The sequence below is a fragment of the Roseivirga sp. YIW32 genome (assembly GCF_057219245.1).
Genome location: NZ_JBXVVG010000002.1, coordinates 493136 through 518268, shown reverse-complemented (window position 1 = coordinate 518268; position 25133 = coordinate 493136). Strand labels below are relative to the sequence as shown.

At 44.9% G+C, this 25133-nt stretch carries 23 protein-coding genes; 9 read left to right on the top strand and 14 right to left on the bottom strand.

All coding sequences use genetic code 11. The features are described from left to right. Nucleotides 1–73 precede the first annotated feature (73 nt). Genes glyA through AC2D6U_RS11080 form a run of 3 tightly spaced genes read left to right on the top strand, consistent with a single transcriptional unit; the run spans nt 74 to nt 2607 of the window. On the top strand, nt 74–1348 hold the full coding sequence (gene glyA / locus AC2D6U_RS11090) for a serine hydroxymethyltransferase (RefSeq protein ID WP_484721766.1): 1275 nt from the start codon (nt 74–76) through the stop codon (nt 1346–1348). Continuing rightward, a complete protein-coding gene (tatC, locus tag AC2D6U_RS11085; RefSeq protein ID WP_484721051.1) occupies nt 1349–2179 on the top strand; it encodes a twin-arginine translocase subunit TatC in 831 nt (276 codons plus the stop codon). Further along, a complete protein-coding gene (locus AC2D6U_RS11080) occupies nt 2176–2607 on the top strand; it encodes an RpiB/LacA/LacB family sugar-phosphate isomerase (RefSeq protein WP_484721050.1) in 432 nt (143 codons plus the stop codon). Before tatC ends, AC2D6U_RS11080 begins: the two co-directional genes overlap by 4 nt. Here AC2D6U_RS11080 and AC2D6U_RS11075 read toward each other — a convergent pair. After that, nucleotides 2590–3519 (bottom strand): DUF6427 family protein, encoded by a 930-nt coding sequence (locus AC2D6U_RS11075; protein WP_484721049.1) that lies wholly within the window; start codon nt 3517–3519, stop codon nt 2590–2592. The genes AC2D6U_RS11080 and AC2D6U_RS11075 overlap by 18 nt on opposite strands. A 122-nt stretch (nt 3520–3641) precedes the next feature. On the opposite strand from AC2D6U_RS11075, the gene rbfA reads away from it, so the two are divergent. The 4 genes from rbfA to radA all read left to right on the top strand — a co-directional run bounded on the left by rbfA (nt 3642) and on the right by radA (nt 9642). After that, nucleotides 3642–4019: a 30S ribosome-binding factor RbfA gene (gene rbfA, locus AC2D6U_RS11070; RefSeq protein ID WP_484721048.1), complete on the top strand. Its 378-nt coding sequence runs from the start codon at nt 3642–3644 to the stop codon at nt 4017–4019. Further along, nucleotides 4016–5242, top strand: coding sequence for an ABC transporter permease (locus tag AC2D6U_RS11065; RefSeq protein ID WP_484721047.1), 1227 nt, complete (start codon nt 4016–4018; stop codon nt 5240–5242). The genes rbfA and AC2D6U_RS11065 overlap by 4 nt, the downstream gene beginning before the upstream one ends. A gap of 75 nt (nt 5243–5317) precedes the next feature. Beyond that, nucleotides 5318–8245 (top strand): DEAD/DEAH box helicase, encoded by a 2928-nt coding sequence (locus tag AC2D6U_RS11060; protein ID WP_484721046.1) that lies wholly within the window; start codon nt 5318–5320, stop codon nt 8243–8245. Between the two features lie 23 nt (nt 8246–8268). Further along, complete coding sequence (gene radA / locus AC2D6U_RS11055; protein ID WP_484721045.1) at nt 8269–9642, top strand: DNA repair protein RadA; 1374 nt, start codon at nt 8269–8271, stop codon at nt 9640–9642. On the opposite strand, the gene AC2D6U_RS11050 is transcribed toward radA, so the two are convergent. Next, complete coding sequence (locus AC2D6U_RS11050; protein ID WP_484721044.1) at nt 9639–10526, bottom strand: 1-aminocyclopropane-1-carboxylate deaminase/D-cysteine desulfhydrase; 888 nt, start codon at nt 10524–10526, stop codon at nt 9639–9641. The genes radA and AC2D6U_RS11050 overlap by 4 nt on opposite strands. 43 nt (nt 10527–10569) lie before the next feature. On the opposite strand from AC2D6U_RS11050, the gene AC2D6U_RS11045 reads away from it, so the two are divergent. Beyond that, nucleotides 10570–11589 carry an RluA family pseudouridine synthase gene (locus tag AC2D6U_RS11045; RefSeq protein WP_484721043.1) on the top strand — a complete coding sequence of 340 codons (1020 nt, stop codon included), beginning with the start codon at nt 10570–10572 and terminating at the stop codon, nt 11587–11589. Between the two features lie 4 nt (nt 11590–11593). Here AC2D6U_RS11045 and trhA read toward each other — a convergent pair whose 3' ends face one another. The 10 genes from trhA to AC2D6U_RS10995 all read right to left on the bottom strand — a co-directional run bounded on the left by trhA (nt 11594) and on the right by AC2D6U_RS10995 (nt 23014). Beyond that, nucleotides 11594–12229: a PAQR family membrane homeostasis protein TrhA gene (trhA, locus tag AC2D6U_RS11040; protein WP_484721042.1), complete on the bottom strand. Its 636-nt coding sequence runs from the start codon at nt 12227–12229 to the stop codon at nt 11594–11596. Beyond that, nucleotides 12226–13026, bottom strand: a complete 801-nt coding sequence (locus AC2D6U_RS11035; protein WP_484721041.1) for an ion transporter — start codon at nt 13024–13026, stop codon at nt 12226–12228. Before AC2D6U_RS11035 ends, trhA begins: the two co-directional genes overlap by 4 nt. Next, nucleotides 13023–14636 (bottom strand): mechanosensitive ion channel family protein, encoded by a 1614-nt coding sequence (locus tag AC2D6U_RS11030; RefSeq protein ID WP_484721040.1) that lies wholly within the window; start codon nt 14634–14636, stop codon nt 13023–13025. The genes AC2D6U_RS11035 and AC2D6U_RS11030 overlap by 4 nt, the downstream gene beginning before the upstream one ends. An 80-nt stretch (nt 14637–14716) precedes the next feature. Beyond that, the gene (locus tag AC2D6U_RS11025) at nt 14717–15439 is read right to left on the bottom strand and encodes a LytR/AlgR family response regulator transcription factor (protein WP_484721039.1); all 723 of its coding nucleotides are present in this window, start codon (nt 15437–15439) and stop codon (nt 14717–14719) included. Nucleotides 15440–15448: 9 nt separating this feature from the next. Then, the gene (locus AC2D6U_RS11020; protein ID WP_484721038.1) at nt 15449–16510 is read right to left on the bottom strand and encodes a sensor histidine kinase; all 1062 of its coding nucleotides are present in this window, start codon (nt 16508–16510) and stop codon (nt 15449–15451) included. A gap of 64 nt (nt 16511–16574) precedes the next feature. Further along, the gene (locus AC2D6U_RS11015) at nt 16575–17888 is read right to left on the bottom strand and encodes an NAD(P)/FAD-dependent oxidoreductase (RefSeq protein ID WP_484721037.1); all 1314 of its coding nucleotides are present in this window, start codon (nt 17886–17888) and stop codon (nt 16575–16577) included. Between the two features lie 264 nt (nt 17889–18152). Further along, nucleotides 18153–21014, bottom strand: coding sequence for an excinuclease ABC subunit UvrA (gene uvrA / locus AC2D6U_RS11010; protein ID WP_484721036.1), 2862 nt, complete (start codon nt 21012–21014; stop codon nt 18153–18155). 83 nt (nt 21015–21097) lie between these two features. Beyond that, complete coding sequence (locus AC2D6U_RS11005) at nt 21098–22090, bottom strand: endonuclease/exonuclease/phosphatase family protein (RefSeq protein ID WP_484721035.1); 993 nt, start codon at nt 22088–22090, stop codon at nt 21098–21100. Beyond that, nucleotides 22083–22400 carry a winged helix-turn-helix domain-containing protein gene (locus AC2D6U_RS11000; RefSeq protein ID WP_484721034.1) on the bottom strand — a complete coding sequence of 106 codons (318 nt, stop codon included), beginning with the start codon at nt 22398–22400 and terminating at the stop codon, nt 22083–22085. Before AC2D6U_RS11000 ends, AC2D6U_RS11005 begins: the two co-directional genes overlap by 8 nt. Beyond that, the gene (locus AC2D6U_RS10995) at nt 22397–23014 is read right to left on the bottom strand and encodes a hypothetical protein (protein ID WP_484721033.1); all 618 of its coding nucleotides are present in this window, start codon (nt 23012–23014) and stop codon (nt 22397–22399) included. The genes AC2D6U_RS11000 and AC2D6U_RS10995 overlap by 4 nt, the downstream gene beginning before the upstream one ends. A 100-nt stretch (nt 23015–23114) precedes the next feature. On the opposite strand from AC2D6U_RS10995, the gene AC2D6U_RS10990 reads away from it, so the two are divergent. Next, on the top strand, nt 23115–23744 hold the full coding sequence (locus AC2D6U_RS10990; RefSeq protein WP_484721032.1) for a hypothetical protein: 630 nt from the start codon (nt 23115–23117) through the stop codon (nt 23742–23744). Here the strand turns inward: AC2D6U_RS10990 and AC2D6U_RS10985 are convergent. After that, nucleotides 23741–24394, bottom strand: a complete 654-nt coding sequence (locus AC2D6U_RS10985) for an HAD family hydrolase (RefSeq protein WP_484721031.1) — start codon at nt 24392–24394, stop codon at nt 23741–23743. The two genes, AC2D6U_RS10990 and AC2D6U_RS10985, sit on opposite strands and share 4 nt — an antisense overlap. Next, a complete protein-coding gene (locus tag AC2D6U_RS10980; protein ID WP_484721030.1) occupies nt 24394–25101 on the bottom strand; it encodes an LOG family protein in 708 nt (235 codons plus the stop codon). Before AC2D6U_RS10980 ends, AC2D6U_RS10985 begins: the two co-directional genes overlap by 1 nt. Between the last annotated feature and the right edge of the window lie 32 nt (nt 25102–25133).

Here is a 25133-nt window from a genome sequence, read left to right as displayed (position 1 = left end):
CAGTTTAATTATCTGCCTACTCTATTCATTGTATTTCCACGGGCAAGGCTTATTTTTGGCAAAAAAGAAATCCATGCCTAAAGACACCATTGTTTTCGATCTCATTCAAAAAGAAAAAGAAAGACAAACCAACGGAATTGAGCTGATTGCGTCAGAGAATTATGCTTCTGAAGATGTAATCAACGCCATGGGTTCCGTGCTCACGAATAAATACGCTGAGGGCTTACCTGGTAAGCGGTATTATGGAGGCTGTGAGGTGGTTGATCAAGTGGAGAATATTGCGATCGACCGGGTAAAGGAACTCTTTGGAGCAGCTTGGGCAAATGTGCAACCGCACTCTGGTGCACAGGCTAATGCCGCCGTTATGTTGGCATGCTTGAAACCCGGAGATAAAATATTAGGCTTTGACCTTTCTCATGGAGGTCATTTAACACATGGTTCTCCCGTGAATTTTTCCGGTAAGTTTTACCAACCGTATTTCTACGGTGTTGAAAAGGAAACCGGCCTGATCAATTGGGACGTGGTCGAAGAAACGGCCAAAAGAGAAAATCCACAGATGATCATTTGTGGAGCCTCTGCCTATAGTAGAGATTGGGATTATGCGCGTCTACGCAGCATAGCCGATGAAATTGGTGCCTTGTTGCTAGCTGATATTTCACATCCTTCCGGTTTAATTGCACGCGGACTACTTAATGACCCCTTGGTTCATTGTCACATCGTAACCACTACGACTCATAAAACACTTCGTGGCCCTCGTGGTGGCTTGATCATGATGGGGGAAGATTTTGAAAATCCTTGGGGATTAACTACTCCAAAGGGAGGGACACGAATGATGTCTCAACTGTTGGACTCCGGGGTCTTTCCTGGAACACAAGGAGGTCCTTTAGAGCATGTGATCGCCGCCAAAGCAGTCGCCTTTGGTGAAGCACTCACGGACGAGTACATGCACTATGTGCTACAAGTAAAGAAAAATGCCACTGCGATGGCGCAAGCCTTTGTCGAAAGAGGCTACCACATCATATCGGATGGAACGGATAATCATTTGATGTTGATCGACCTAAGGTCTAAGCAGATTTCAGGTAAGGTTGCAGAAGAAACCTTAGGTAAAGCCGATATCACAATCAACAAGAACATGGTGCCTTTTGACGATAGATCGCCATTTGTGACCTCTGGTATGCGTGTAGGTACTGCAGCGATCACCACGAGGGGCTTGAACGAAGCCGATATGGTAAAGATTGTGGACTTGATCGATGACGCGTTGATCAATCATGAGAACGAAGCGAAGCTCAGCGCGATCAAAGCAGAGGTGAACACATGGATGTCAGGTTTCCCTTTATTTAAGGCATAATTGGCACTCGATCAATTACAGGATATTGATGAAAAGGAAATGAGTTTCCTTGATCACCTCGAGGAACTGAGGTGGCACCTTATCCGTTCAGCAATAGCGATTTTTGCCTTTTCCATTTTAGCCTTCTTGGCCAAAGACTTTGTTTGGAACGAAATTATTTTTGGCCCTACAAGGGCTGACTTTTGGACCTATCAGAAGTTATGCGAATTGGCCGATTTGTTGCGATCGCCTTTGTTGTGTCTTGGCGCAGATATTCCTATCGATATTCAAAACCGCCAGATCACGGGGCAATTCACGTTGCACATCAAGTCGTCATTAATTGTTGGGCTAATTTTAGCATTTCCATATACTTTTTGGGAGATCTGGCGCTTCATCAAGCCCGGACTAAGGACGCAAGAGAAGAATGCGTCAAGGGGAGCTGTCGCGGTTGTCACCTTTTTATTTCTGTCTGGCATTGCCTTTGGGTATTTCATCGTAACACCGCTCAGCATCAACTTCTTGGCGAATTATACCCTTTCTGATGTTATTCAAAACATCATTGACATTAATTCTTTGGTAGGCTTAGTGTCAACTTTGGCATTGGCATGTGGAATTATGTTTCAATTGCCCGTGGTTACTTATTTCCTTTCCAAGGCAGGGATTATTACACCCCGTTTAATGAAGGCGTATAGAAGGCATTCTGTTGTGGCCATATTGATAATTTCAGCGGTGATCACTCCACCTGATGTCATTAGTCAATTGCTGATCGCTTTCCCTTTACTTTTCCTTTATGAGGTGAGTATTTTTATTTCGAGAAGGATTGAAAAAAGAGCAGAAAAAGAAGAAAAATGAAAAAAGTAGGCATTGCAGGAGACCACGCAGGGTTCGATTTTAAAGTGCAGTTGAGCAAGGATTTATTGGAAATGGGTTATGAGGTAGTCGACTTAGGTCCGAATACTGCAGATTCTGTAGACTACCCCGATTATGTTCATCCATTGGCTGATGCAGTGGTTAACGGTAAGGTAGAACAGGGTATTGCCATTTGCGGGAGTGGTAACGGTGTTTGTATGACCGTCAATAAGCATCAAGAAATACGAGGAGCCCTAGTTTGGAATCAAGAATTAGCTGCTTTGTCGAGGCAACATAATGATGCTAACATCATTTGCGTCCCTGCTCGATTTGTTTCCTATAAGGAGGCCTTGGAGATGGTGAAAACATTTCTGACCACTGATTTTGAGGGGGGGCGACATTCACGTCGGGTGTCAAAAATAAGCTGCTGATAAATAAGGGTAGCTCAACTCACAAAGCAATAGGAAAAACACGGTATTTCTTACCCATGGCCTTTGCATCTCCAATAAGCTCTTGCAAATGAAATAAGTTGCAGGAATGCTCAATACCCATACTAAGCCAAAGGTTTGACCGGCTGCGAAAAATAGATAGATAGCAGACAGAAAGAGTAGGAACATGATCCGATGAAAGTGGATCTGGTGATTCGTCATTTTCAATCCATTGAAAGAACCTAACAACTTACTCATCATTAATAAGAGAGGGACCAGGACGAAAAAGAACGACAGTAGGTTATCTTCAGCAATACTGCGTGAGAAAAGGTTCTCAAAAAAGAAGGATAGTGGAAAAGTCTTGGCTCCATACAATGAGATACTATAGGTCACAATGAAAGGAAAACAGAAACCAAAGGTTGCGAGGACATACCTCCTGGGAATGGTTCTTGTGTAGAAAACGTAGACCAATAAGGTAAGGGGTAAAAAAATCGCAAGTGGTGAGTAGAAGAGTACAGAGAGCCCGATCAACACACCGGTAAAAAAGAGATTCTCTTCAGAGGCCCGTTGCTTTACATGATGAAGTATGAGGGAAAGCGCAAGAAGAAGGCAGGTACTGGCCACTAAAGAACCACTTAGCTGGAAAAATGGAATAGCAGAATTAGAGAGTAAGAGATACGTCAGCCCTCCCAGGTAGTTGTTTTCATCAAAGGCTTGGTTTGAGCGGATCAGTTGGTTGATGAGCAGCATATTTATCATCACAAATACTGCCGAGAACCAGATATGGCCATAGGCATTAAGGGAAAGACTAAACACCTCGTTGAGTAAATAGCTTTGTGTTCCGCTTGTCGTTTGAAGGTTAAGATCACCCAAAAACGTATAGAGCAGTCGAACGATGACCAATAAAATGATCAACAAAACATTTAAGAAAGGGTCGTTTTTCCGAAATAGACTTAACACAATAGGACTACAATCTCCCGCAAATAAGGTAAATTTTGGGATAAGGAAAATACAGCAATAAATATGATATTTGACCCATGGCAGGAACGAAAAGACAACAAAAGTTTAGTAAACTGATTAAAGAAGAACTCAGCAAGATTTTTACACTGCAATTTTCATCTGAATTTGCCGGGAAGCTTGTGACGATAACGGATGTTGTGATGAGTCCTGACCTTGGCTTGGCGAGGGTGTATATCTCCGTTTTTCCCATTAAGTATGCTGACGAATTGATCGAGGTCATCAATAGCAATAAATCTAAGGTGAGAGGAGCTTTGGGTAGAGGCATTGGCAATCAGGTCAGGGTGACCCCAGAATTGGCCTTTTTTCTTGATGCTACTGCCGAACAAGCGGATAAAATGGATAAACTCTTGGACAGCCTCAATATTCCTCCTGCAACGGAAGACAATGAAGAGTGAGTGTATCAACCTACATAGCCAGGCGCTATTTCTTCGCAAGAAAGCCTAATAATTTCATTCAGGTCTTATCTATCGTATCCATTGTTGGTGTTGCCATAGGGACAATGGCCCTCATCATTGTGCTTTCGGTGTTCAATGGCTTAGAAAATGTACTCAAAGGGGTTTATGGGACATTCGATCCCGATCTTAAAATTGAGCGAGCATTGGGCAAAACTTTTGAGATCAGCCAAGAGCAACTTGATCAGATCGGAGACATACCGGGCATTAAAGGAGTTGCTCCCGTGGTAGAAGAGAACGTGGTGTTCAACTACCGAAGTACGCAAGCAGTGGTGCGTCTCAAAGGTATCGGTAATGACCTCCTCCGCATGAATAAACTCGATACCTTCATGCTAACAGGTGATTTGAAGTTTGAAGAGGGACCAAAAACCTTTGCTGTGTTAGGTGTTGGTGTAGCTTATCAAATGGGCATTTTGGTCGAGAGCGATATGTTACCGATTGAGGCGATTTTTCCTAAGAACTTGAAGGCAGGGGCCTTGAATACAAGCAGCGCATTGAACAAAAGAAGACTCTATCCCTCAGGAATCTTTCAGATCGAACAGACTTATGATGAGAAATATGTGCTGACCTCCTTGGCCTTTGTGCAACAGTTGACCGGGTATCGAGACCGATATACGAGCATTGAAGTCTATGCAGAGGAAGGAGCTTCCATAGAACCTTTGAAAGGAAAGCTAAAGGAATTTCTAGGAGATGAATTCACCGTGATGAATAGTGAAGAACAACATGCAGACTTACTGCGCGCGGTCAAGATCGAAAAGCTATTTGTTTATATTGCGCTATCATTCATTACCGCCATTGCCTCATTCAACATTTTTTTCTGTTTATCGATGCTGGCCATTGAAAAACGGAAAGACATTGCTGTTATGATCTCCTATGGTGCAAAACCGGAATTGATCAAGTCCATTTTTTTAAAACAAGGGGCGTTCATCGCCTTGTCTGGCGCATTAGTAGGAATTGGTCTTGGCGTGCTCATCTGTTTGATTCAAGAGCGTTTTGGTCTTGTAGGCATGGGGATGTCAACCTCTTTGATTAGCGCGTATCCTGTAAAGCTCATCTTTTCGGATGTGCTTTGGGTTGCCCTTTCCATGATCGTTATTACCCTAATTACGTCCTACCGGCCGGCTGTGTTGGCTGCTAAGACAGACCACAAAAAGCATCTCGATTAAAATCGGAAGAAGAATAGTTTCGGTCTTTTGTCGCTTTGCAGATTTACTTAATTTGCAAACCGCTTTACACTTTCTATGAAGGTATCGACCTCCCAACCGTTCCAATTGATCTACTCTTTATTCGAGCACGAATACCTGGGATATTTGTTCGAGTCCTTCGTTGTACAGCTCGATGACAAAGGAAGGCTTACCCTACAGCATCAAAACATTTCTGCGAAGAATGCGCATGAATTTGAATCGGCTATAGACGAAACCGACATTGAGTTGATCAAGCTCATGGACCAGATTCAGCAAGAAGCCATCATTCTGAAGTTTTATCAAAAGAAGATCAAGCCGGCGGACTTTTTTTTGAAGGTTTTCTCAAAAGAGACAGGAGATGAAGTGCTTCAAAAAACCATCTATGAGTTCATTGAGCGAAAAAGGGCTCAAATTTTAGCCAAGCTAGCAGGGAAAATGATCTTTGAGATGGGTAGGGACGGGGAACCGGCCTGGAAGCGCATTCATTACAAAGAGGACAAGGCAACGGTATTGTTTCATTTTCGCCGCAATGAGGAGAATACGCATTACTTCCCCACCATTAAGTTTCAAGGAGAAAAGCTGGAGTGGCAATACAATGGGTCGTATTTGCTTTGCCATGAGCCCGCTTTTATGGTCGTTGGCGACAAACTGATTCATTTCGCAAAGAATGTCGATGGACTAAAGCTGAAGCCATTTCTCAAAAAGAAGTTCATCGTTATACCTCGCAAGTTTGAAGAGACTTATTATGAGAAGTTTGTGACCCAATTGGTTTCTTCATTCGACGTGTATGCCAAAGGCTTTGAAATTCAGACACAAAAATTTGACTTGGAACCGAGGCTTCGGTTTTCTGAATTGGTTCAAGCCACTAATGGAGACCTCTTCGAAAAGTCAGGTGCGGGAGCAAGGGACGCTGGTGAAGATGCCCGCATTTTGTTCAAAGTAGATTGGAAATATGGCCCTTACCGCTTCAGCTACCAAAAGCAGCCAAAGGCGTCCGTTCAACTGGAAAAGGAGAATGGACAATATACCTTTCACAAAGTGTATCGGCACGGGAAACTGGAACAAGAGATCTTGACCGAATTGCAATCCATGGGATTGGCCTTGAAGGAAGGTCGCATGACCATGGGCAGAGGAAAGGCCTTTAGCTGGTTGAATGAAAATGCAGAAAAACTTGATCAACTAGGCATCGAAGTACAGCAGAGTGGTGATGACCGCAAAAAATATTTCATAGGTGAATCGAGTATCGACATTGAAGTCAGCGAGGGCATCGATTGGTTTGATATACACGCAAGCGTAAAGTTTGGAGAGTTTGAGATCCCATTTGAGCAACTCCGTGTGATGATCAAGCAGCACAAGCGTGAATTTGAGCTTCCCAATGGGGAGATCGCGGTGATTCCAGATGCATGGGTAGCAGATTATTCGGAGCTATTCGCCTTTGTTAATCATGAAGCGCATCAGCACCGCATTAAAAAACACCATTTATCGCTTATCCAGGATCTACAAAATGGCAAGCTGGCAAAAGTGACCATGGATCGTAAACTTCAGCAGCTACAAGGGTTTGAAGCAATTGATGAATACCCGATGAGCAAACAGTTCAAAGGGACACTGCGGCCATACCAAAAAGCGGGCTATGATTGGATGCGCTTTTTGAGTGAATTTAATTTTGGTGGCTGTTTGGCGGATGACATGGGTTTAGGGAAGACGGTCCAAACCTTGGCGATGCTTCAAGCCAGGAAGGATGAGGAGCCTTCCCGTACTTCTTTGCTAATTATGCCCACCTCGTTGATCTACAATTGGGAACTCGAAGCCAAAAAGTTTACTCCTAATTTAAAGGTGTTGGTCTATACGGGCTCCACCCGAGTCAAGAGTGCGGAGCAGTTCGCGTCCTTTGATCTGGTGATTACTTCCTATGGGATCACACGAATAGACAAGGACATTCTAAAGGAATTCTATTTTGATTATGTTATCCTAGATGAGTCTCAGGCCATCAAAAACCCCGATTCTATTATTTCAAAAGCGGTTCGGGAATTGAATAGTCGATATCGTTTGATCTTGACCGGTACGCCGCTCGAAAATAGCACTTTAGATATTTGGTCTCAGGTCAGCTTCATCAACCCCGGATTGCTGGGAACGCAAAAGTTTTTTAGAGAAGAGTTTCTGCTACCGATTGAAAAGAAGCAGGATCAAGAAAAGACCAGAAAGCTGAATGTGATCATTAAGCCGTTTATCATGAGAAGGCAGAAAGCACAAGTAGCCAAGGACCTGCCTGAGAAAATAGAACAGATCAAATTCAGTGACATGACGGCCGCTCAGGAAGAAAAGTATGAAGAGGTCAAGACCTACTTCAGAAATAAGATCCTGGACACCATTGAGAAAGAGGGGGTCAGAAAATCGCAGATGCTGTTACTGCAAGGCTTAACGAAGCTTAGGCAATTGGCCAATCACCCGCTGATGGTGGAGGAGGACTATACGGGAGATTCCGGTAAACTAGAAGACATCATGTACATGATCGAGTCTGCCGTCAGTGAAGGACATAAGATTCTCATCTTTAGCCAGTTTGTGAAGCATCTGTCCATCGTCAAGCGCTTTGTTGAGGAGCGCAAACTGGAGTATGCCTACTTGGACGGATCGACGAAAGACCGACAAAAGCAAGTGGAGCGCTTTCAAGAGGATGAGAAAGTGAAGCTTTTTTTGATCTCCTTGAAGGCCGGTGGTTTAGGGTTGAATCTTACGCGTGCTGATTATGTATTTCTATTAGACCCTTGGTGGAATCCCGCCATTGAAGCACAGGCAGTCGACAGGGCGCACCGTATTGGGCAACAAAACACAGTGTTTACCTATAAATTCATTGCCCGTAATACGGTAGAGGAAAAAATTCTAGCACTTCAAAAGAATAAACTCCGCTTGGCGTCAGACCTGATCACCACGGAAGAAAGTTTTGTCAAAAAGTTATCGGCAGATGACATTGGCGAACTCCTGAATTAAGCGGGCTTTCCTTATCTTTCGGTATGGCCAAGTTAAAATCGGTTTATGTCTGCCAAAACTGTGGCGTGAGTTCACCAAAATGGGTAGGAAAGTGCTCGTCTTGCGGTGAATGGAATACCTATGTTGAGGAGCGCATTGCCAAAGGAGGTGCTACTCTTGAAAAGGCATGGGCGGATGAGGGGCAGGCGAAGGTGGCCAGCAAACCGCTAAAATTGAATGAAATTCAATCGACTGCGGAAAAGCGGATGCAGACCGGTGATCAAGAATTGAACCGTGTGCTGGGAGGAGGCATCGTACGAGGGTCGTTGGTGTTGATCGGTGGAGAGCCGGGAATTGGAAAATCTACTTTGATGTTGCAATTGGCCCTCAGCGCCAAGAACACCAATGTGCTGTATGTTTCTGGTGAGGAAAGCCAGCAGCAGATCAAAATGCGAGCGGATCGAATTGGTTATGAAGAAACCAGTTGCTCGATCTTGGCAGAAACGGGGCTTGACCAGATATTTTTACAAATCAAGGCCTTGGCACCCAGGTTGGTGATCATTGATTCGATTCAAACTTTGCAGTCGTCAAAAGTAGAATCGGCACCGGGCTCCGTTTCACAGGTAAGAGATTGTACCGCTGAGCTAATGCGCTTTGCAAAGGAAACCCAAACACCTGTGTTTCTGATCGGTCACATTACCAAAGATGGAAGTATCGCCGGACCTAAAGTATTAGAACACATGGTTGATACCGTTTTGCAATTTGAAGGGGATAGACACCTTTCGTATCGCATTTTGCGAACGGTTAAAAACCGTTTTGGCTCTACGGCAGAACTGGGCATCTATGAGATGCAGAGTACGGGCCTCAGAGAAGTGTCGAATCCGTCGGAGATCTTGATCTCACAAAAGGCAGATGATCTGAGCGGGGTTGCCATCGGAGCTACGATTGAAGGCAATCGACCATTGCTGATCGAATTGCAATCCCTTGTAAGTGCAGCGACTTACGGGACACCACAAAGAAGCACGACGGGCTTTGACACCAAACGACTTAACATGCTTTTGGCTGTTCTTGAAAAGAGAGGGGGCTTGCGTTTTGGTAGCCAAGATGTATTTTTGAATGTGGCTGGCGGCTTGCGGATCGATGAACCCGCACTAGATCTGGCGGTTTGTGCTGCTTTGGTCAGTGCTTATCATGACATCCCCATTAGCGATGACATTGCCTTTGCCGGAGAGGTAGGTCTTGGTGGCGAAATAAGAGCAGTAAATCGGATTGAAAACCGTATCGCTGAGGCAGAGAAATTGGGATTTAAGGAAATCTATATTTCAAAACATGCATTAAAAGCGATACCCCCTGATGTGAAAATTCAAGTGAAAGGTTTTTCTAAGCTGAAAGATGCCTTCGAAATGCTTTTTGGTTAAAGGCCAAATCCGGCCCTACCTTGGAGGCCTCCTGTATGGATAAAAAGTAGGCTACTTCCTTCAGGAAATGCACCCTGTTCGATCATGTCAAGCAAGCCGTAAAGGGCTTTTGCGGTATAAACCGGGTCTAAGGGCAGGTCGAAAGCATTCTCCATGTTCTTAATGAATGCCATTAGGTCTGGGGTCGCTTTTGCGTACGCCCCAAAATGATAGTCATTATGGATGTCCCAATTAGTGAATTGAGGAAGATTATATTGTTTAAACAAGTTCTTTATTTCTTCTTCAAGAAAGCCTCCTTTTAGTGCGCTAAAGCCAAGGACGAGCTGTTTGCCTTTTAACCGCTGAATGATGCCCCCAATTGTTCCTCCGGTTCCAACTGACAAGGCATAGTAATCGAATTGAAGTTCATCGTCTGACAGGATCTCTTGGCAGCCTTGAATGGCGAGTTCGTTCGTTCCCCCTTCAGGAATGAGGTAAAAATCACCGAATCTCTCACGAAGATCATCCAAGATTATCGGCATGTGTTTGGACCGATAACGAGTTCGGTCTAGATAATACAGTAGCATGCCTTGATCTCTTGCAAATTGAAGTGTAGGGTTAAGAGGCAAATGTTCTTCTCCCCGGATGATCGCAATCGTTTGGAATCCATAGGCCTTTCCAGCAGCAGCTGTTGCATAAATGTGGTTAGAAAAAGCACCGCCAAACGTCAGAATAGTCTTCTGCTGTCGTTTCCTAGCCTCTAGGAGGTTGTATTTTAGCTTTCGGAGTTTGTTTCCTGACATGTGTTCATGGTTCAGGTCTTCCCTTTTTACATAGAGCGAAACACCTTTTTCAAGAGCAACGGGATGCGAAAGAGAATGAATTGGCGTTGAACCGATTTTCATGCACCGAAGTTAGTGATATCTTTGTTTGAAGTTTTAAAGGACCATGACCGAATTGGATCTAGAATCAGAGGAATTATTTGAGCATCATCGCATCGTCTGTGATCCTGGTCAGCAACCGTATCGAATTGATAAGTTCCTCATGGATCGTCTGCCGAATGTGACGAGGAATAAGATTCAGCAAGGCATCAAAGATGGATTTGTTAAAGTCAATGGTCTTGAGGTTAAGCCCAATTTTAAAGTGAAGTCGGGGGATGAGGTGGTGGTTGCCTTACCTGAACCACCAAGAGAGACCGAGCTTATTCCAGAAGATATTCCGCTCAATATCGTCTATGAGGATGAAGATATCCTGATCGTGAATAAAGAGGCCGGAATGGTGGTGCATCCGGCGTATAACAATTGGTCAGGTACGTTGGTCAATGCACTAACCCACCATTTTCAGCAATTGCCCACCATGGAGAACAATGAAGGGCGTCCAGGGCTGGTCCACCGCATTGATAAAGACACCTCCGGCTTGTTGGTCATCGCCAAAACAGAAAAGGCAATGACCAGTTTGGCCAAACAGTTCTTCGACCACAGCATTGAGCGGACGTACTATGCCTTGGTTTGGGGAGTGCTAGAACCTGTAGAGGGGACCATTAATGTGCATTTAGGGCGAAGCGAAAAAGACCGTCGTGTGACGACTGCAATTGAAGACGGAACGAGAGGCCGGCATGCCATCACACACTACAAAGTATTGGAAGACCTGAGGTATGTGAGCCTTATACAATGCAATCTAGAAACGGGACGTACCCACCAGATCAGGGCGCATTTGAAGTATTTAGGGCATCCTTTATTCAATGATGCAACGTACGGTGGCGATCGTGTATTAAAAGGGACGCAGTTTTCTAAGTATAAATCTTTTGTAGAAAATGGATTCAAGATCATGGCGCGTCAGGCCCTACATGCCAAGTCGTTGGGTTTTGTTCATCCAAGAACTGGCAAATTCATCCAATTTGATTCAGAATTACCATCGGATTTCGAGGCCGTGCTGACCAAGTGGCGCAATTATGTAAAGCAAGAATGACATTTTAAAGAGAAAAGATGGCAATACTGTGGAAAACTGTTCCGCCTAAGACAAACAGGTGCCATATCGCATGATGGTATTTTAGTTTTCTCATGACGTAAAAGATAACCCCTACAGAATAGCTCAACCCGCCGTATAGCATGTAATCCACTACCGCTTCGCCAGCCAGCATACTCATCTCATCAAACATCAGGTAGCCGAGCCAACCCATGCCCAGGTAAGAGAGTAGGGAGATGGCTTCATACTTTCCTGTGAAAAACACTTTGAAGACGGTGCCAAGAAGAGCGAAAACCCAGATGGCGATACCCAGTTGTTGTCCAATGGGCACTTCTCTTAGAAGGCCAAAGCAGAATGGAGTGAAGGTGCCTGCAATCAGCAGGTAGATCGCAATATGATCGAGCTTCTTGAATAGTATTTTTTGCTTTTTCCCGGTGGCAAAGTGATATAGGCTGGAACTGCCATATAGAATAATTACAGTAAGGAAAAAGATCAAGGAGCTCCAAAGTTGTGGTTTGTCCGAAGTAGTGAAGATGACAAGAACTGCCCCAATACAACCATAAAAGACACCAACTAAGTGTGTCCAAAAATTAGCGCGCTCTTCTTCAGGGGTATACCCGGTAAGTTTGATCTCTTTTTTCAATCGGGTAGTCGTTCTCCGCAGTATTTGCAATAAATGGCATTGGCATCATGGCCAGAGCCACCGCAGGTACCGCATTTGTGTTTTTCTAATGCTTCAGGTTTTTTTGTGAGTTCGGCTGTCACGATGCCCGTGGGTACCGCGATGATGGCATAGCCAAGGATCATCACAAATGAGGCAATGGTTTGACCCAGGACGGTTTGAGGGGCAATGTCGCCATAACCGACTGTGGTGAGGGTAACAATTGCCCAATAAATACTCAATGGGATACTGTCAAAGCCATTTTCTTTGCCTTCAACCAAATACATAATGGTGCCAAGAATGATCACAAGCATCATGACGGTACCCATGAACACGGTGATCTTGTGCCGAGACGCCTTTAGTGCTTTACCCAATTGCTCTCCTTCCCCAACAAATCGGCCAAGCTTTAAAATTCGAAAGACCCTGAGAAGCCGTAATGCGCGAATGATCAGCAAGTACTGTGTACCTGTTAAAATCATGCTGATGTAAGTCGGTAAAACAGAAAGGAGATCGATCACTCCATAAAAACTGAAGATGTATTTGGTTCTGCGTTCAGTGATCCACACACGAATAATATACTCAATGGTAAAAATGGCGGTCATGAACCATTCCATGTTTCGAAAGAGCGTGCCATAGCGATCTTGAAGCGATGGAACGCTTTCTAACATCACCGTCAATACACTCAATAGGATGACAATTAGCAAGGCCACATCAAAGGCCTTACCTGCGGGTGTATCCGTTCCAAAAATGACCGTATCTAAGCGCTTTCGAAGACTCATGCGCCGGGCTTAGTTAAATTGAAGCCTGGAGCTTTGTAATCTTCCGGTAGTTTATCTGCTGATATGGTGGTATGGTTGCCATCTCGTAATGCAGCATAATGAGGAGACATGATCTCCACGCCGGCTTTGTTGAATTCGTCTTGAATATTTTTATGTAATTCTGAATAGATCAATGCCATTTGATGGATCTCTCGAGTTCTGGCGTTGAGTTGGTAACTGACATAAAAATCATCCAAGCTGGTTTGCAGCACAAATGGTTTAGGAAGCTTTTTCACATGCTCTGTTTTCAGCGCGGCTTCAACCAGTAGTTTGTGCACATCGCGCCAAGGCACCTCGTAGCCGATGGTAATTGTCGTGTGCAGCATGAGTCCATTTTCGTCATTAGCCGTTGAATAATTGATGGTGTGGCTATTCAGCATTTGCGCGTTTGGGATCGTGATGATCTCATTCTTAATGGTTTTCAAGCGGGTGTTTAGCAAGGTTTTTTCTTTTACATCACCTACTACCTCTCCGATCTTCACGCGGTCCCCAATCTTAAAAGACCGCATGTAGGTCAATACCAGTCCTGCAATGATGTTGGAGAATGCTCCGGCACCCCCAAGTGCTATCAACAGACCAAAAAACGTGGAAACCCCTTTAAAAATATTGGAATCAGACATGGGCAGATTGGGCCAAATGGCCACAAAGGTCAGGGCAAAAACGATCGTTTTGATCAGGTTATAGGTAGGTCTGGCCCACTCTGGATAAAAGCCTGAAATTTTCAGTCGTTCTTTGGCTACCTCAACGTGGAAGAACTTTAGAAGCTTCAGCACATAAAAAGCCACAGCGATGATCACACCAATAGTTAAGAGGTTCGGAATAAAGTTTAAGAACGAAATACTGATGCTTTTCAGCGGATCGATGATGTACCCAAAAAGCGTTTGTGCGATGCCTTGTGTCCAAGGGAATAAACTGAACAAGAGGGGGAGAAGCAAGTAGATGATAAAGAGTAGAAGCGCTAAGCGGATACCCTTTGCCGCCACCACAACTACACTGACCATTCGCTCTTCTGAGAGGTATTCGTAGTCCTTAAAGACCAAGGCTTTGATGCGTTTGCCTTTTTGACCATGAATCTTAAAAAAGATGAGGCGGAAAAGCCGGTTGTAGTAACGTAAACCAAAATAGAACAACCCGAGAATGAGTAAGGCAATACCAATATTGATCAAAATGCTGTCTCTTGGATTGAGCTTATTGAATTCAATGGCTTTTTCAATTTCCTCTTTATAAAAAGCGGTCGCTCCTGCCAGACTGAACCCCAGGGCATCGGCGTCGGCTTGGGTTACCGCCATGATCATGTCTTCACCGATCATGAGATCGTTGATTCCTTTTCCGCGAATGATGGTGATTTCCGGGCGAAAAGTGGCTTGTCGGTAAGCGCGGATCTTCTCCTGTATTCTAAAGCTGCGAACTTGAGCGGAATAGGGGCCAATGCCATTGAGGATGGGAATAGAGTCTTTTCTTACCTCTGTTGCTGCTTTGGCTAAGGTGTCAGCACTCACCAGAGAGTCTTGACCAAGGCAAAGAGGAGTAAATAGAAGGCTTAAGCAAAAGAGAAGCACTAGTTTCTTCATAAGGTTAAATGTAGGTTTTTTCAATAAAAAAACCCTGACCTTTGAGCCAGGGTATTCTTTTCCGTTGTGTCCAATGGGCTTTATAAACTCATCATTTCTTTGAAGCGTGCGGCTTGTCGACGGCTCACTTCCACCTTATCACCACCTCTTAGCACAACCATTAATCCGCCATTGAACCAAGACTCTATGCTTTCGACCCAGGTCAAATTGATGATGTGTTTTCGGCTGGCTCTAAAGAATGAACGATCGTCCAGTTTTTCGTCCAGCGCATTCAATGATTTATGGATCATGGGTTTGAAGTTCTCGAAGTAGATCTTGATGTAATTGCCATCGGATTCGAATAACCGAATGTTCTCTAGCTTAACGAACCAACATTTATCCCCATCCTTAACAAAGACGCGGTCTTGCAGCCCCAGTTTTTGGTCAGTGACTTTTACTTCCTCTTGATCAGAGGCTTTTCTGCTCAGTAACTTGGTGATCGTTTCTTTTAATCTGTCCGGTTCAATGGGTTTCAATAAATAATCCAGTGCGTTGAAATCAAAGGCTTTCAAAGCATACTCGTCGTATGCCGTGGTAAAGACCACTTCCGGAACGGTATCCAACGATTCTAGCAATTCAAAGCCTGTTTTACCTGGCATTTGAATGTCTAAAAAGAGCAGATCGGGTTTCAGGCTTTTGATCTTTTCTTCGGCATCTTCGGCATTCACCGCTTCACCCACGATCTCGATTTCTTGGTACTCTTGCAAAAGATTGGTGAGCTCTTTCCGGGCTAACCTTTCGTCATCTACTATAAGTGCTTTCATAAAGAATTTTTATATCCGTTGCGGAATGTTGACTTCAACAACTACAAACTTATCATTTTCATTGTACATTTTGAAGCTTGCCCGATCTCCATAGATCAGTTTCAGTCTTTCTTGTGTATTTACCAAGCCGACACCGGTGGTTTTCTTTTTATTTCCTTTGCCGTTTTGAAGCTGACCACTGTTTCTGATCTTCACTTTCATCACGGAATCCACAATTTCAGTAGAAATCTGAATGATTCCACCACTGACTAAATTCGAAACTCCATGCTTAATGGCATTTTCTGTCAATGTTTGCAGCATCATAGGCGGTACTTCATAATGATCTGAACCCGGAGAGATGTCAAATTCTACCTGAAGTCTTTCCTCGAAACGAATGGATTCTAGTGCCAAGTAATCCCTCACTGTGCTCAGTTCATTTCTGAAATTGACGACACGCTTCATGTCTGTGATCAGTGAGTTCCTCAAAATATTGGATAATTGCGTAATGGCAACTTTGGCCTTTTGTGGCTCTTCATCGACAAGTGCCCGCATGCTATTGAGAGCATTGAAAATGAAATGCGGGTTCAATTGAGATTTCAATTGGTTGAGGTGCATTTCATTCATGGCGGCTTCAAACTTTAATGACCTGTTGTTACTCTCCAAATAGTGGTATAGAAAATAGATGGCCACCCAGATGATATACAAAACCAGGGAGGCAATGAAGGGCAGCAATACGTTGCTGGTAAGTCCTTCAGGGCTATTGAAATCTAGGTCGAGGTAAAGACTATTGATGCTTGCAGAAAACAGGAGGTAGAGTGTGCTGGTGATAAAAATGACCAGAAATAGCCGAGGAATAACACGTCCGATGTTGATGCTTAACCAGTCACGTTTGATGATGATGGTGCGCAAGAAGAAATGCGAAAGTAGAAATAGGATGCTGGTATCTACCGAGTTGTTGATGTACCCGACTAGCACCTGGCCTTCCGTTTCGGCCAAGCCCTGCGGGTCGAGGTAAATGGTGATCATATTGATGATCAGGTAGATGGCCCAACCCACGCCTTGTAAAGACCAATAAAGTCTCTTTTTTCTCATGCAGCGGAAAAATAATCATTCTGAAGTGATTTTGAACCCGCATTTTCCCGAAAGGTGATGGAACTTAAAGGCTGTCGCTCGGCTTGAAGTCTTTTTTGCGGTAAAAGGTGCGAATGATCAAGCGTGTGCCTCTGTCGTAGGTAAAGTAATTCCAGATCCAATTGCTCAGCACCACAAGTCGATTTCTAAACCCAATGATTGACATAAGGTGCACAAACATCCAAACCGTCCAGGCGAAGAAACCACCAAAATGGAATTTCGGCAGGTCCACAACCGCTTTGTTTCTTCCGATAGTGGCCATGCTTCCTTTGTCTTTGTACGCAAAGGCCTGCCAGTTTTCGCGTTCTTTTTTCAGGTTACTTCCCAGTCGTTTCGCTTGTTGCATGGCAACAGGAGCGATCATAGGATGTCCTTTTGGGTGCTGTTCGGAGGCCATCACGGCGACATCTCCTATGGCAAAGACATCTTCCAGCCCTTCCACCTGATTGTAGGCATTGACTTTGATTCGCCCACCCATCAGTTGTTCTTCAGGAATACCTTCAATGAGGTTGCCTGTAACGCCAGCGCCCCAGATGACCGTTTTGGCAGGTATGACGGTGCCGTCAGAAAGAATGACATCTTTCCCATCGTAATCCTTCACGATCGTGTTGAGGCGAACGTTCACGCCAAATTCTTTGAGGTAGGCCAAGGCTTTCTCGCTGGAGGCTTCGGACATCGCCCCCAGTAAACGTGGCCCGGCATCCACTAAATGGAGGTTCATGATATTGAAATCAATGTCGGGGTAATCTTTAGGCAACACGTGTTTCTTCAGCTCTCCTAGGGCTCCCGCCACTTCGACACCGGTTGGCCCGCCACCAACAATCACAAAATTGGTCAAACGGTCTTGTTCTTGAACGTCGGGCGACATGACGGTTTGCTCGAAATTCTGCAGCATATGACTTCTTAGGTCCAGCGCCTGGGGAATACGTTTCAGCGGGAAGGTTCTCTTATACAATGCTTCGTTGCCAAAGTAATTCGTTTTGGATCCGTTGGCGATCACGAGCAGGTCATAACTCAGCTCACCTACCAAGGTATTCACACGCTTCGTCTTGACATTGACCGAGGTGACCCGAGCCATTCGAAAATAGAAGTCTTTGTGCGATTCAAATAGTTGGCGCAGTGCGCCGGCGATCGAATCCGGTTCTAGACCCGCTGTTGCCACCTGGTAGAGTAGCGGTTGAAATGTATGGTAATTGTGGCGGTCGAACATCACGATCTGATAAGCCGAATTTTTCAGGCTTTTGGCCAATTGAATTCCACCAAAACCACCACCAATGATGATGATGCGTTTTTTACCATTTGAAGGAATATCGAGGTGTAGGTGTTCGTATGCTTTCATGTAAGACAGGTTACCTATGGAACGCAAATTAGCTCTACCGCGTTGCCTATGGGATAAGGTTAAAACATAAAATTTTAACAAAAATTTACTATTCTAAAGGCACTACTTCGCTGCAATAGCCGTTAAGTAGACAAGAAAAGTAAAAGAGTAAGATGAAATTAAAATCGGACGAGGGCTAAAGCCCAAGTGAAGTTGATTCATTGTGTGTTGATTTTAATGTTTTGGTTGAAGATGGTGCCGCCTTGGCAAGGGCGGCATCTTTTTTTAGACCAATTCAGCTTTCAAAAACTTCGCCGTATGGCTTTTTTTGCTTTTGGCTACTATTTCCGGGCTTCCTTGCGCAATGATGGTTCCTCCTTTGTCTCCGCCTTCAGGTCCTAGGTCAATGATATGATCCGCTACTTTGATCACATCCATGTTGTGTTCAATGATCAACACGGTATTGCCTTTCTCCACCAACCGATTCAAAACATCCAACAGGTGTTGAATGTCTTGGAAGTGTAATCCGGTGGTGGGTTCGTCGAGGATGTAGAGGGTCTGTCCGGTATCCTTTTTGGAGAGCTCTGTGGCCAATTTCACCCGTTGCGCTTCACCGCCAGAAAGGGTTGTCGCATGTTGTCCGAGCGAGATATACCCCAGGCCTACGTCGTTCAATGTTTGGATCTTTCGCAAGATCTTGGGTTGATGCTCGAAGAAATCAACGGCTTGTTCTACCGTCATTTCGAGCACGTCAGAGATAGACTTTCCTTTGAAACGTACCTCTAAAGTTTCTCGGTTATAGCGTTTGCCCTTACAGGTTTCACAAGGGACGTGCACATTCGGCAAAAAGTCCATCTCAATGAGTTTCATTCCTGCGCCTTCACAGGTTTCGCAGCGTCCTCCTTTGACGTTAAAGGAGAATCTTCCTGCTTTGTAGCCTCTGATCTTTGCTTCGGGCAATTCGGTGAATAGGCTTCGGATGTCTGTGAAAACACCGGTATAGGTGGCCGGATTAGACCTTGGCGTTCTGCCAATTGGCGATTGATCTACTTCAATGACTTTGTCTATATGCTCAAGACCTTCGATGCCTTTGTAGGCTAATGGGGCTTTTCTGCTTCTGAAAAAGTGGTGATTGAGAATCGGAAATAAGGTATCGTGAATAAGAGTAGACTTTCCACTGCCCGAAACTCCTGTGACGCAGATCATCTGACCGAGCGGAAGCTCAAGGGTAACATTTTTCAGGTTATTTCCACTGGCGCCTTTCAGTTTGAGCGCCTTGCCATTTCCGTCGCGTCTAGCGCTTGGCACTTCAATTCGTTTGGTTCCCTCTAGGTATTGAGCGGTAGTTCCGCGTGCTTTTAAAAATTCTTTTGGGCTTCCGGAAGCAACTACTTGCCCGCCATGGCGGCCAGCTCCCGGACCGATATCTAAGATATGATCCGAAGCCAGCATCATGTCTTTGTCATGTTCAACAACAATGATGGTATTGCCAATGTCCCGAAGTTCTTGCAGGGCTTTGATGAGCTTCTCGTTATCGCGTTGATGGAGTCCAATGCTAGGCTCGTCCATGATGTACAATACGCTGACCAGTTGTGTACCGATTTGCGTAGCCAAACGTATACGTTGTGCCTCTCCTCCTGAAAGCGTCCGAAGCGGCCGATTCAAGGTGAGGTAGTCTAAGCCCACATCCAGTAAGAATCCGATGCGTTTTCTGATTTCTTTGAGTACTTCCGGAGCGATCTGTTTTTGTCTTGCAGTTAAGCGCTCTTCTAAGCCCACAAACCAGTCTGCAAGGGCTTGGATGTCCATTTCGGCAAGCTGCGATATGTTGGTGTCTGCGATAAGAAAGTGCAGGGATTCTTTTTTCAGCCGACTGCCATTACAGCTAGGACAGGTTTTCACGGTCATGAAATCTTCTATCCATTTTCGAGTTTTCTCAGTGCCTTCTTCCTTTTGCTTTTCTAAGAAACGAATGATCCCTTCGAATTTCGTATTCCACTGCGTACCGGGATATTTTTTAGAGCTAACGGCAACAGGCACATCGTCTCCAAACAAGATGACGTCCAAAACGTCTTTTGGTATTTCCTTGATCGGTGTGGTCAGGTTGACCTTATGCCGCTTTAAAATGGCATCCAGCTTTTTGAAGATCCAAATGTCGCGGTATTCACCTAAGGGGGCAAAGCCACCTCTACTAATGCTCAGGTTCGGATCGGCAATGATCGATTCTTTGGTGATCTCCTCTACCTGACCTAGGCCATTACAGGTTTGGCAGGCTCCATAGGGAGAATTGAACGAAAAGTTATTGGGCGCAGGCTCATCATAGGAAAGCCCGGTTTCCGGGTCCATCAGGTATTTAGAGAAATGATGGATCTCACCCGCTTCGTCTCTGATCATGAGGACACCCTTGCCCTGTGCTAATGCGGTTTGTACACTTTTGGTAATGCGAAAGCGGTCACTTTCATCCGCGATCACTCGATCCACAACAATTTCGATGTCGTGTGTTTTGTATCGATCCACTTGCATTTTAGGCATGAGCTCCAGCACAACACCATCGACGCGGACCTTAGTAAAGCCCATTTTTCTGATCTGAACGAAAAGCTCACGGTAATGGCCTTTTCTTCCTTTGACCACCGGTGCCAATAGAATCAGCTTTTTGCGTTCAAAATTGTGGATAATGTGTTCAACGATTTGATCTTCCGATTGCCTGATCATCGGTTTGCCAGTGATGTAAGAATAGGCGATGCCTGCTCGTGCATAGAGCAACCTAAGAAAATCGTAGATCTCAGTTAAGGTGCCGACCGTTGAGCGGGGATTTCTAGAAGTGGTTTTTTGTTCAATGGAGATCACCGGGCTTAACCCGTTGATCTTATCGACATCTGGTCGTTCCATGTCCCCGATAAAAGAACGCGCATAGGCCGAAAAACTCTCCATGTAGCGGCGTTGCCCTTCCGCGTAAATGGTATCAAAAGCCAAAGAGGACTTTCCAGATCCTGATATACCCGTAATGACCACCAATTTGTTTCTCGGAATCTCAACATCAATGTTTTTGAGGTTGTGTTCTCGGGCACCAAAAATCTCTATCTGCTCGTGTCCGGTGAGGTCAATGGGGGCAAGGGTGATCGGTGTATCGGGGTTGCGTTTTTCCATGGGCAAAGAATCCACAAAAGTCATGAATTCAGAATGCTTTTACAACCGAAGCAGAAAGATAAAGGTTATGGATAAAGGCGTATTTATAATAGTTGAAAGTTGCCAATCACTGCCTCATGATCAGAAGTGAGCTTAACCGAGTCTAGTGATTGACAGGAAATTCCCTTTGAATGGAAAATGTAGTCAATCGGTATTTGCGCCACATACTTTGGTCCCCAGGCTGGAAAAGTAGGGGTGAGCTTTTTGCGGCTGTCCTTCAGTTGCGTCTTTTTACGAAACTTACTGAGCTGTTGGTCCCATGGAACGGTATTGAAATCTCCTAGGACAAGGAACTCACCCTTTTGTGCAGCCACAAAGTCTGCTGCCGCATCGATGTGCTGGTTTCGTGTTTGCCATTTCTCCTTGGTCATTGGCGAGCGCGTGTGCAAACTCAAGAAATTGACCGCCTCTTCTCCGATAAGGAGTTGACCACTCAAGTTCGCGGTGCCACTCCATTCGTGGTATTGCAGCGCACGCATGGGGTGTTTACTGAAGATGGCCAGTCCCTGACTTTCGTCGGGATGTCGAACGACTTGAAAATAGGGGTAGTCTTTCCCAAGGCCAAGCTCTAGGGCATTTGCCCAATCATTCGAAACCTCTTGAAAGGAGATAAAGTCAGGATTTTCTTTTTTGATTTGTTCGATCGTGGCCGCATAGCGGTAATTGTTGACCAATACATTGAATTGCATGATCTTGATCGATTCGTTGCTGGTCAGGAATTCTGATCGGGTGGGAATGGGCATGCTGATCTTGACCAGCAAGGCAAAAAACACGACAAAGTTGACCACGGACACGCGATAGTGTGCTTTATAGATCCAGAAGGCACTCAATACGCCATAAAGGATCATGGACTGAAAAAGAAAGGACTGAATAAGGGTCAGTTCAAAGTTGAACGAGGGCACCAGAAGAACAATTCCCGGGATCATGAAGAACAAGGCAATGAGACGTTCTTTGTTCTTCGGTTGTCTAAACCAGCAATACACCTGGAGGAGAACCAATAGACTTTTGAGCAGATAAGATAATTTCCTTTTATTCATTTCCTCTTGTAGTTAGTTGTTGACTAATGATGGATTCAAGCGCATTGATGTGTTCTTGAAAAGCACTTCGCCCACTTTTGGTGACAGAGTAGGTCGTGTTGGGTTTTCTCCCAATGAATTGTTTTTGTACTTCGATGTAAGCCTCTTTTTCAAGTCCTTTTAAATGGCTGGCCAAATTGCCATCTGTAATGTCTAGCAAAACCTTAAGGCTTTTAAAATCCATGGATTCGTTCGATACCAAGGCCGCCATGATGCCGAGGCGCACGCGGTTGTCAAAAGCTTTATTAAGGTGTTGAAAGTGCTGTCTCATTTATCGTATTTGTAATACATGAGTGCCCCATAAACAATGTGTAAGAGCCCGAAGCCCAAGGACCAAAAGAGCAAACCATATCCGGTGAACCAACAGGCAAAAAGTCCGAGGATCACTTCTGAAATGCCTAAAAGCCGAATGTCGCGATAGGTAAAATGGCTCGCATTGATCAGACCCAAACCGTAAAAGACGAGGGTCATTGGGGCGATCAGCCTGATGTAACCGTTGTGGTACAAGATGACCACTAAAATGCCTCCGGCGACTAAGGGGATCAACAGGTTCATGACCACTTTTTTAGCCGTTTTGTCCCAACTTGTTACCCCTTGTTTCTTTGCCTTTTGCTTGGTTAAGATGATTCCCGTGATGATGGCAAGTCCCAATGTCGATATGGCAGTGAGCAGCAATTCAAGCCTTTTGCCTCGAACGTTCCTGACCAGCATCTCTTGGTATTCAATTGTTTCATACGTGTAGGCGATCTTATAGGCAATAAAGGCAGCGATTAGTGCATAAACTCCAGCCATGATGCCGGAAAGGCCACTCAATGAAATAAAGCGTGAAGAACGCTCCATCATGTTCCTGATCTCAGAGATGTCTTTTCTGTAGTCCTTATCCATTTTGAAAGTACTTTGAAATACAAAGTTAATTAATTTTTTAATTCACTGGAACAAGGAAGACTCTTTTTCGTATGCCTTGAAAAACTCAAACAACAAGACAATGAAAAAACTGGTCCTACTCTTGGCGTTTTTTTGTTTCATCAATGCCAAGGCACAAGAGAATTATAGTAATGAAGTGCGAACGCTGGCTGGCGACGGACTTAACTTGTACAGCAGCGGAGGTTATGGAGGGTTCAAGATGGCCTATGGTGCCGTTGATGGGCTAGACGCCTTTTTTATTGGAGGCCAAGGAGGTTGGGTCATCAACCATCGGCTTGTGGTTGGAGGTGGTGGAATGACTTTCTCCTCGCAAGAGCGATTCGATACCAATCTCAATCGGAATTATCGTTTTGAAGGAGGCTATGGTGGCCTTCTTTTAGAGTACTTTTGGCAACCTACTAAACTGGTGCACCTTGCTTTTCCTGTGCTTATTGGTGGGGGAGGTGTTGGTTATGAGCCCGCGAATATCTCATCTGGCATTGCCTATGAAGAAGCCGGCTTCTTCCTTCTAAATCCGGGTGTTGAGCTACAATTGAACGTCTTGTCCTTTATGCGCATCGCGGTTGGTGGTAGCTATCTATTCACCTCTGACATTGATTTGCGCTATGCAGCCAATGATCAACCCATTGCTGCAACAAACTTGCTTCGTGGTGCAACGGGTACAATCGCCTTTAAGTTTGGGCGTTTTTAGATCTGTTCCAGTAATTGCGCTAACTCAGTATGTGAGCTTACGGTCTGCTGGCAACCAAGGGCCATCAAGCGCTCCTTGTGGCCGGTCCTGATATGACTGCCTCCTAAAAACCCAATGGTCTTTATTCCTGCGGATGTACTGGCCACTACTCCGGAGTGACTATCTTCAATCACTATGACGTTTTTGGGATGAAGACCTATTGTTGTGAGCGCCAATTCATAGACCATGGGGCTCGGTTTGCCCTTGGCCACTTGTTCGGCACTGAAGACCCTGTCTTGAACCAGTTGCCGCACCTCGAGTTTTTCCAGTGCCTCTTCAACGTAATCCTTTGCACTATTAGAGACCACCGAAAAAGGAAGGGACAAACGCTGAAGTAGCTCGGGGGCTCCGGCTATTGCGCGTTGATTGTTCCTAATCTCTTGATCCAGTACGGGAACTGCTGCCGTGGTATCAAAATCCTTTGGCAATGCCCCATCGGACTTTAGCAATTCGATGATGTCGGTGAACGTCTTTCCCGTGAACCGAGTAATGAACTCCTCTTTGGAGATTTGGACCTGCTCTGATCTCAAAAAAGCAGAGACGACGTCTGCCGCAACGATCTCTGTGTCGATCAAAACACCATCACAATCGAATATGATATGTTTTATCATTAGAAATTTGGAGAGAGCAAGTATTTAGAGTAGAACTCGTCGATCACCTGTACCGCTTCTGTTGGTGTCTCGACCAAATTGATCAGGTCGAGATCTTCGGGGCTAATGTTTCCCTCGGCCAGCATGGTGCTTTTGATCCAATCGATCAGGCCTCCCCAGAATTGTTTCCCTACCAAGACGATCGGAAAGCGACCGATCTTATTCGTTTGGATCAGCGTCATGGCTTCAAAGAATTCATCGAGCGTTCCAAAGCCTCCTGGCATGACCACGAAACCTTGTGAATACTTGACGAACATGACCTTTCGAATAAAGAAATAATCAAATGAGATCAATTTGTCAGGATCGATGTAGATGTTGTTGCCTTGTTCATGGGGCAATTCAATATTGAGTCCAACCGATTTCCCTTTCTCAGACGCCGCTCCTTTGTTCCCTGCCTCCATGATTCCGGGGCCACCACCTGTGATAACACCATAGCCGTGTCGGACCAATTTGGCTGCGATCTCTTCTGTCATTTTGTAGTAATGATGATCGGAAGGGGTTCTTGCCGACCCAAAAATAGAGACACAGGGACCAATTTTGGCGAGTTTTTCAAAGCCCTCAACCATTTCCGCCATTACCTTGAAGATCACCCATGAATCATGTGTTTTGATCTCGTTCCAGTTGCGGTCTTGAAAGGCCTGTTTGATTTTTTCTTCGTTTGAATTCATACGGATAATTTAGTACAAAAGCGCAACCTTTA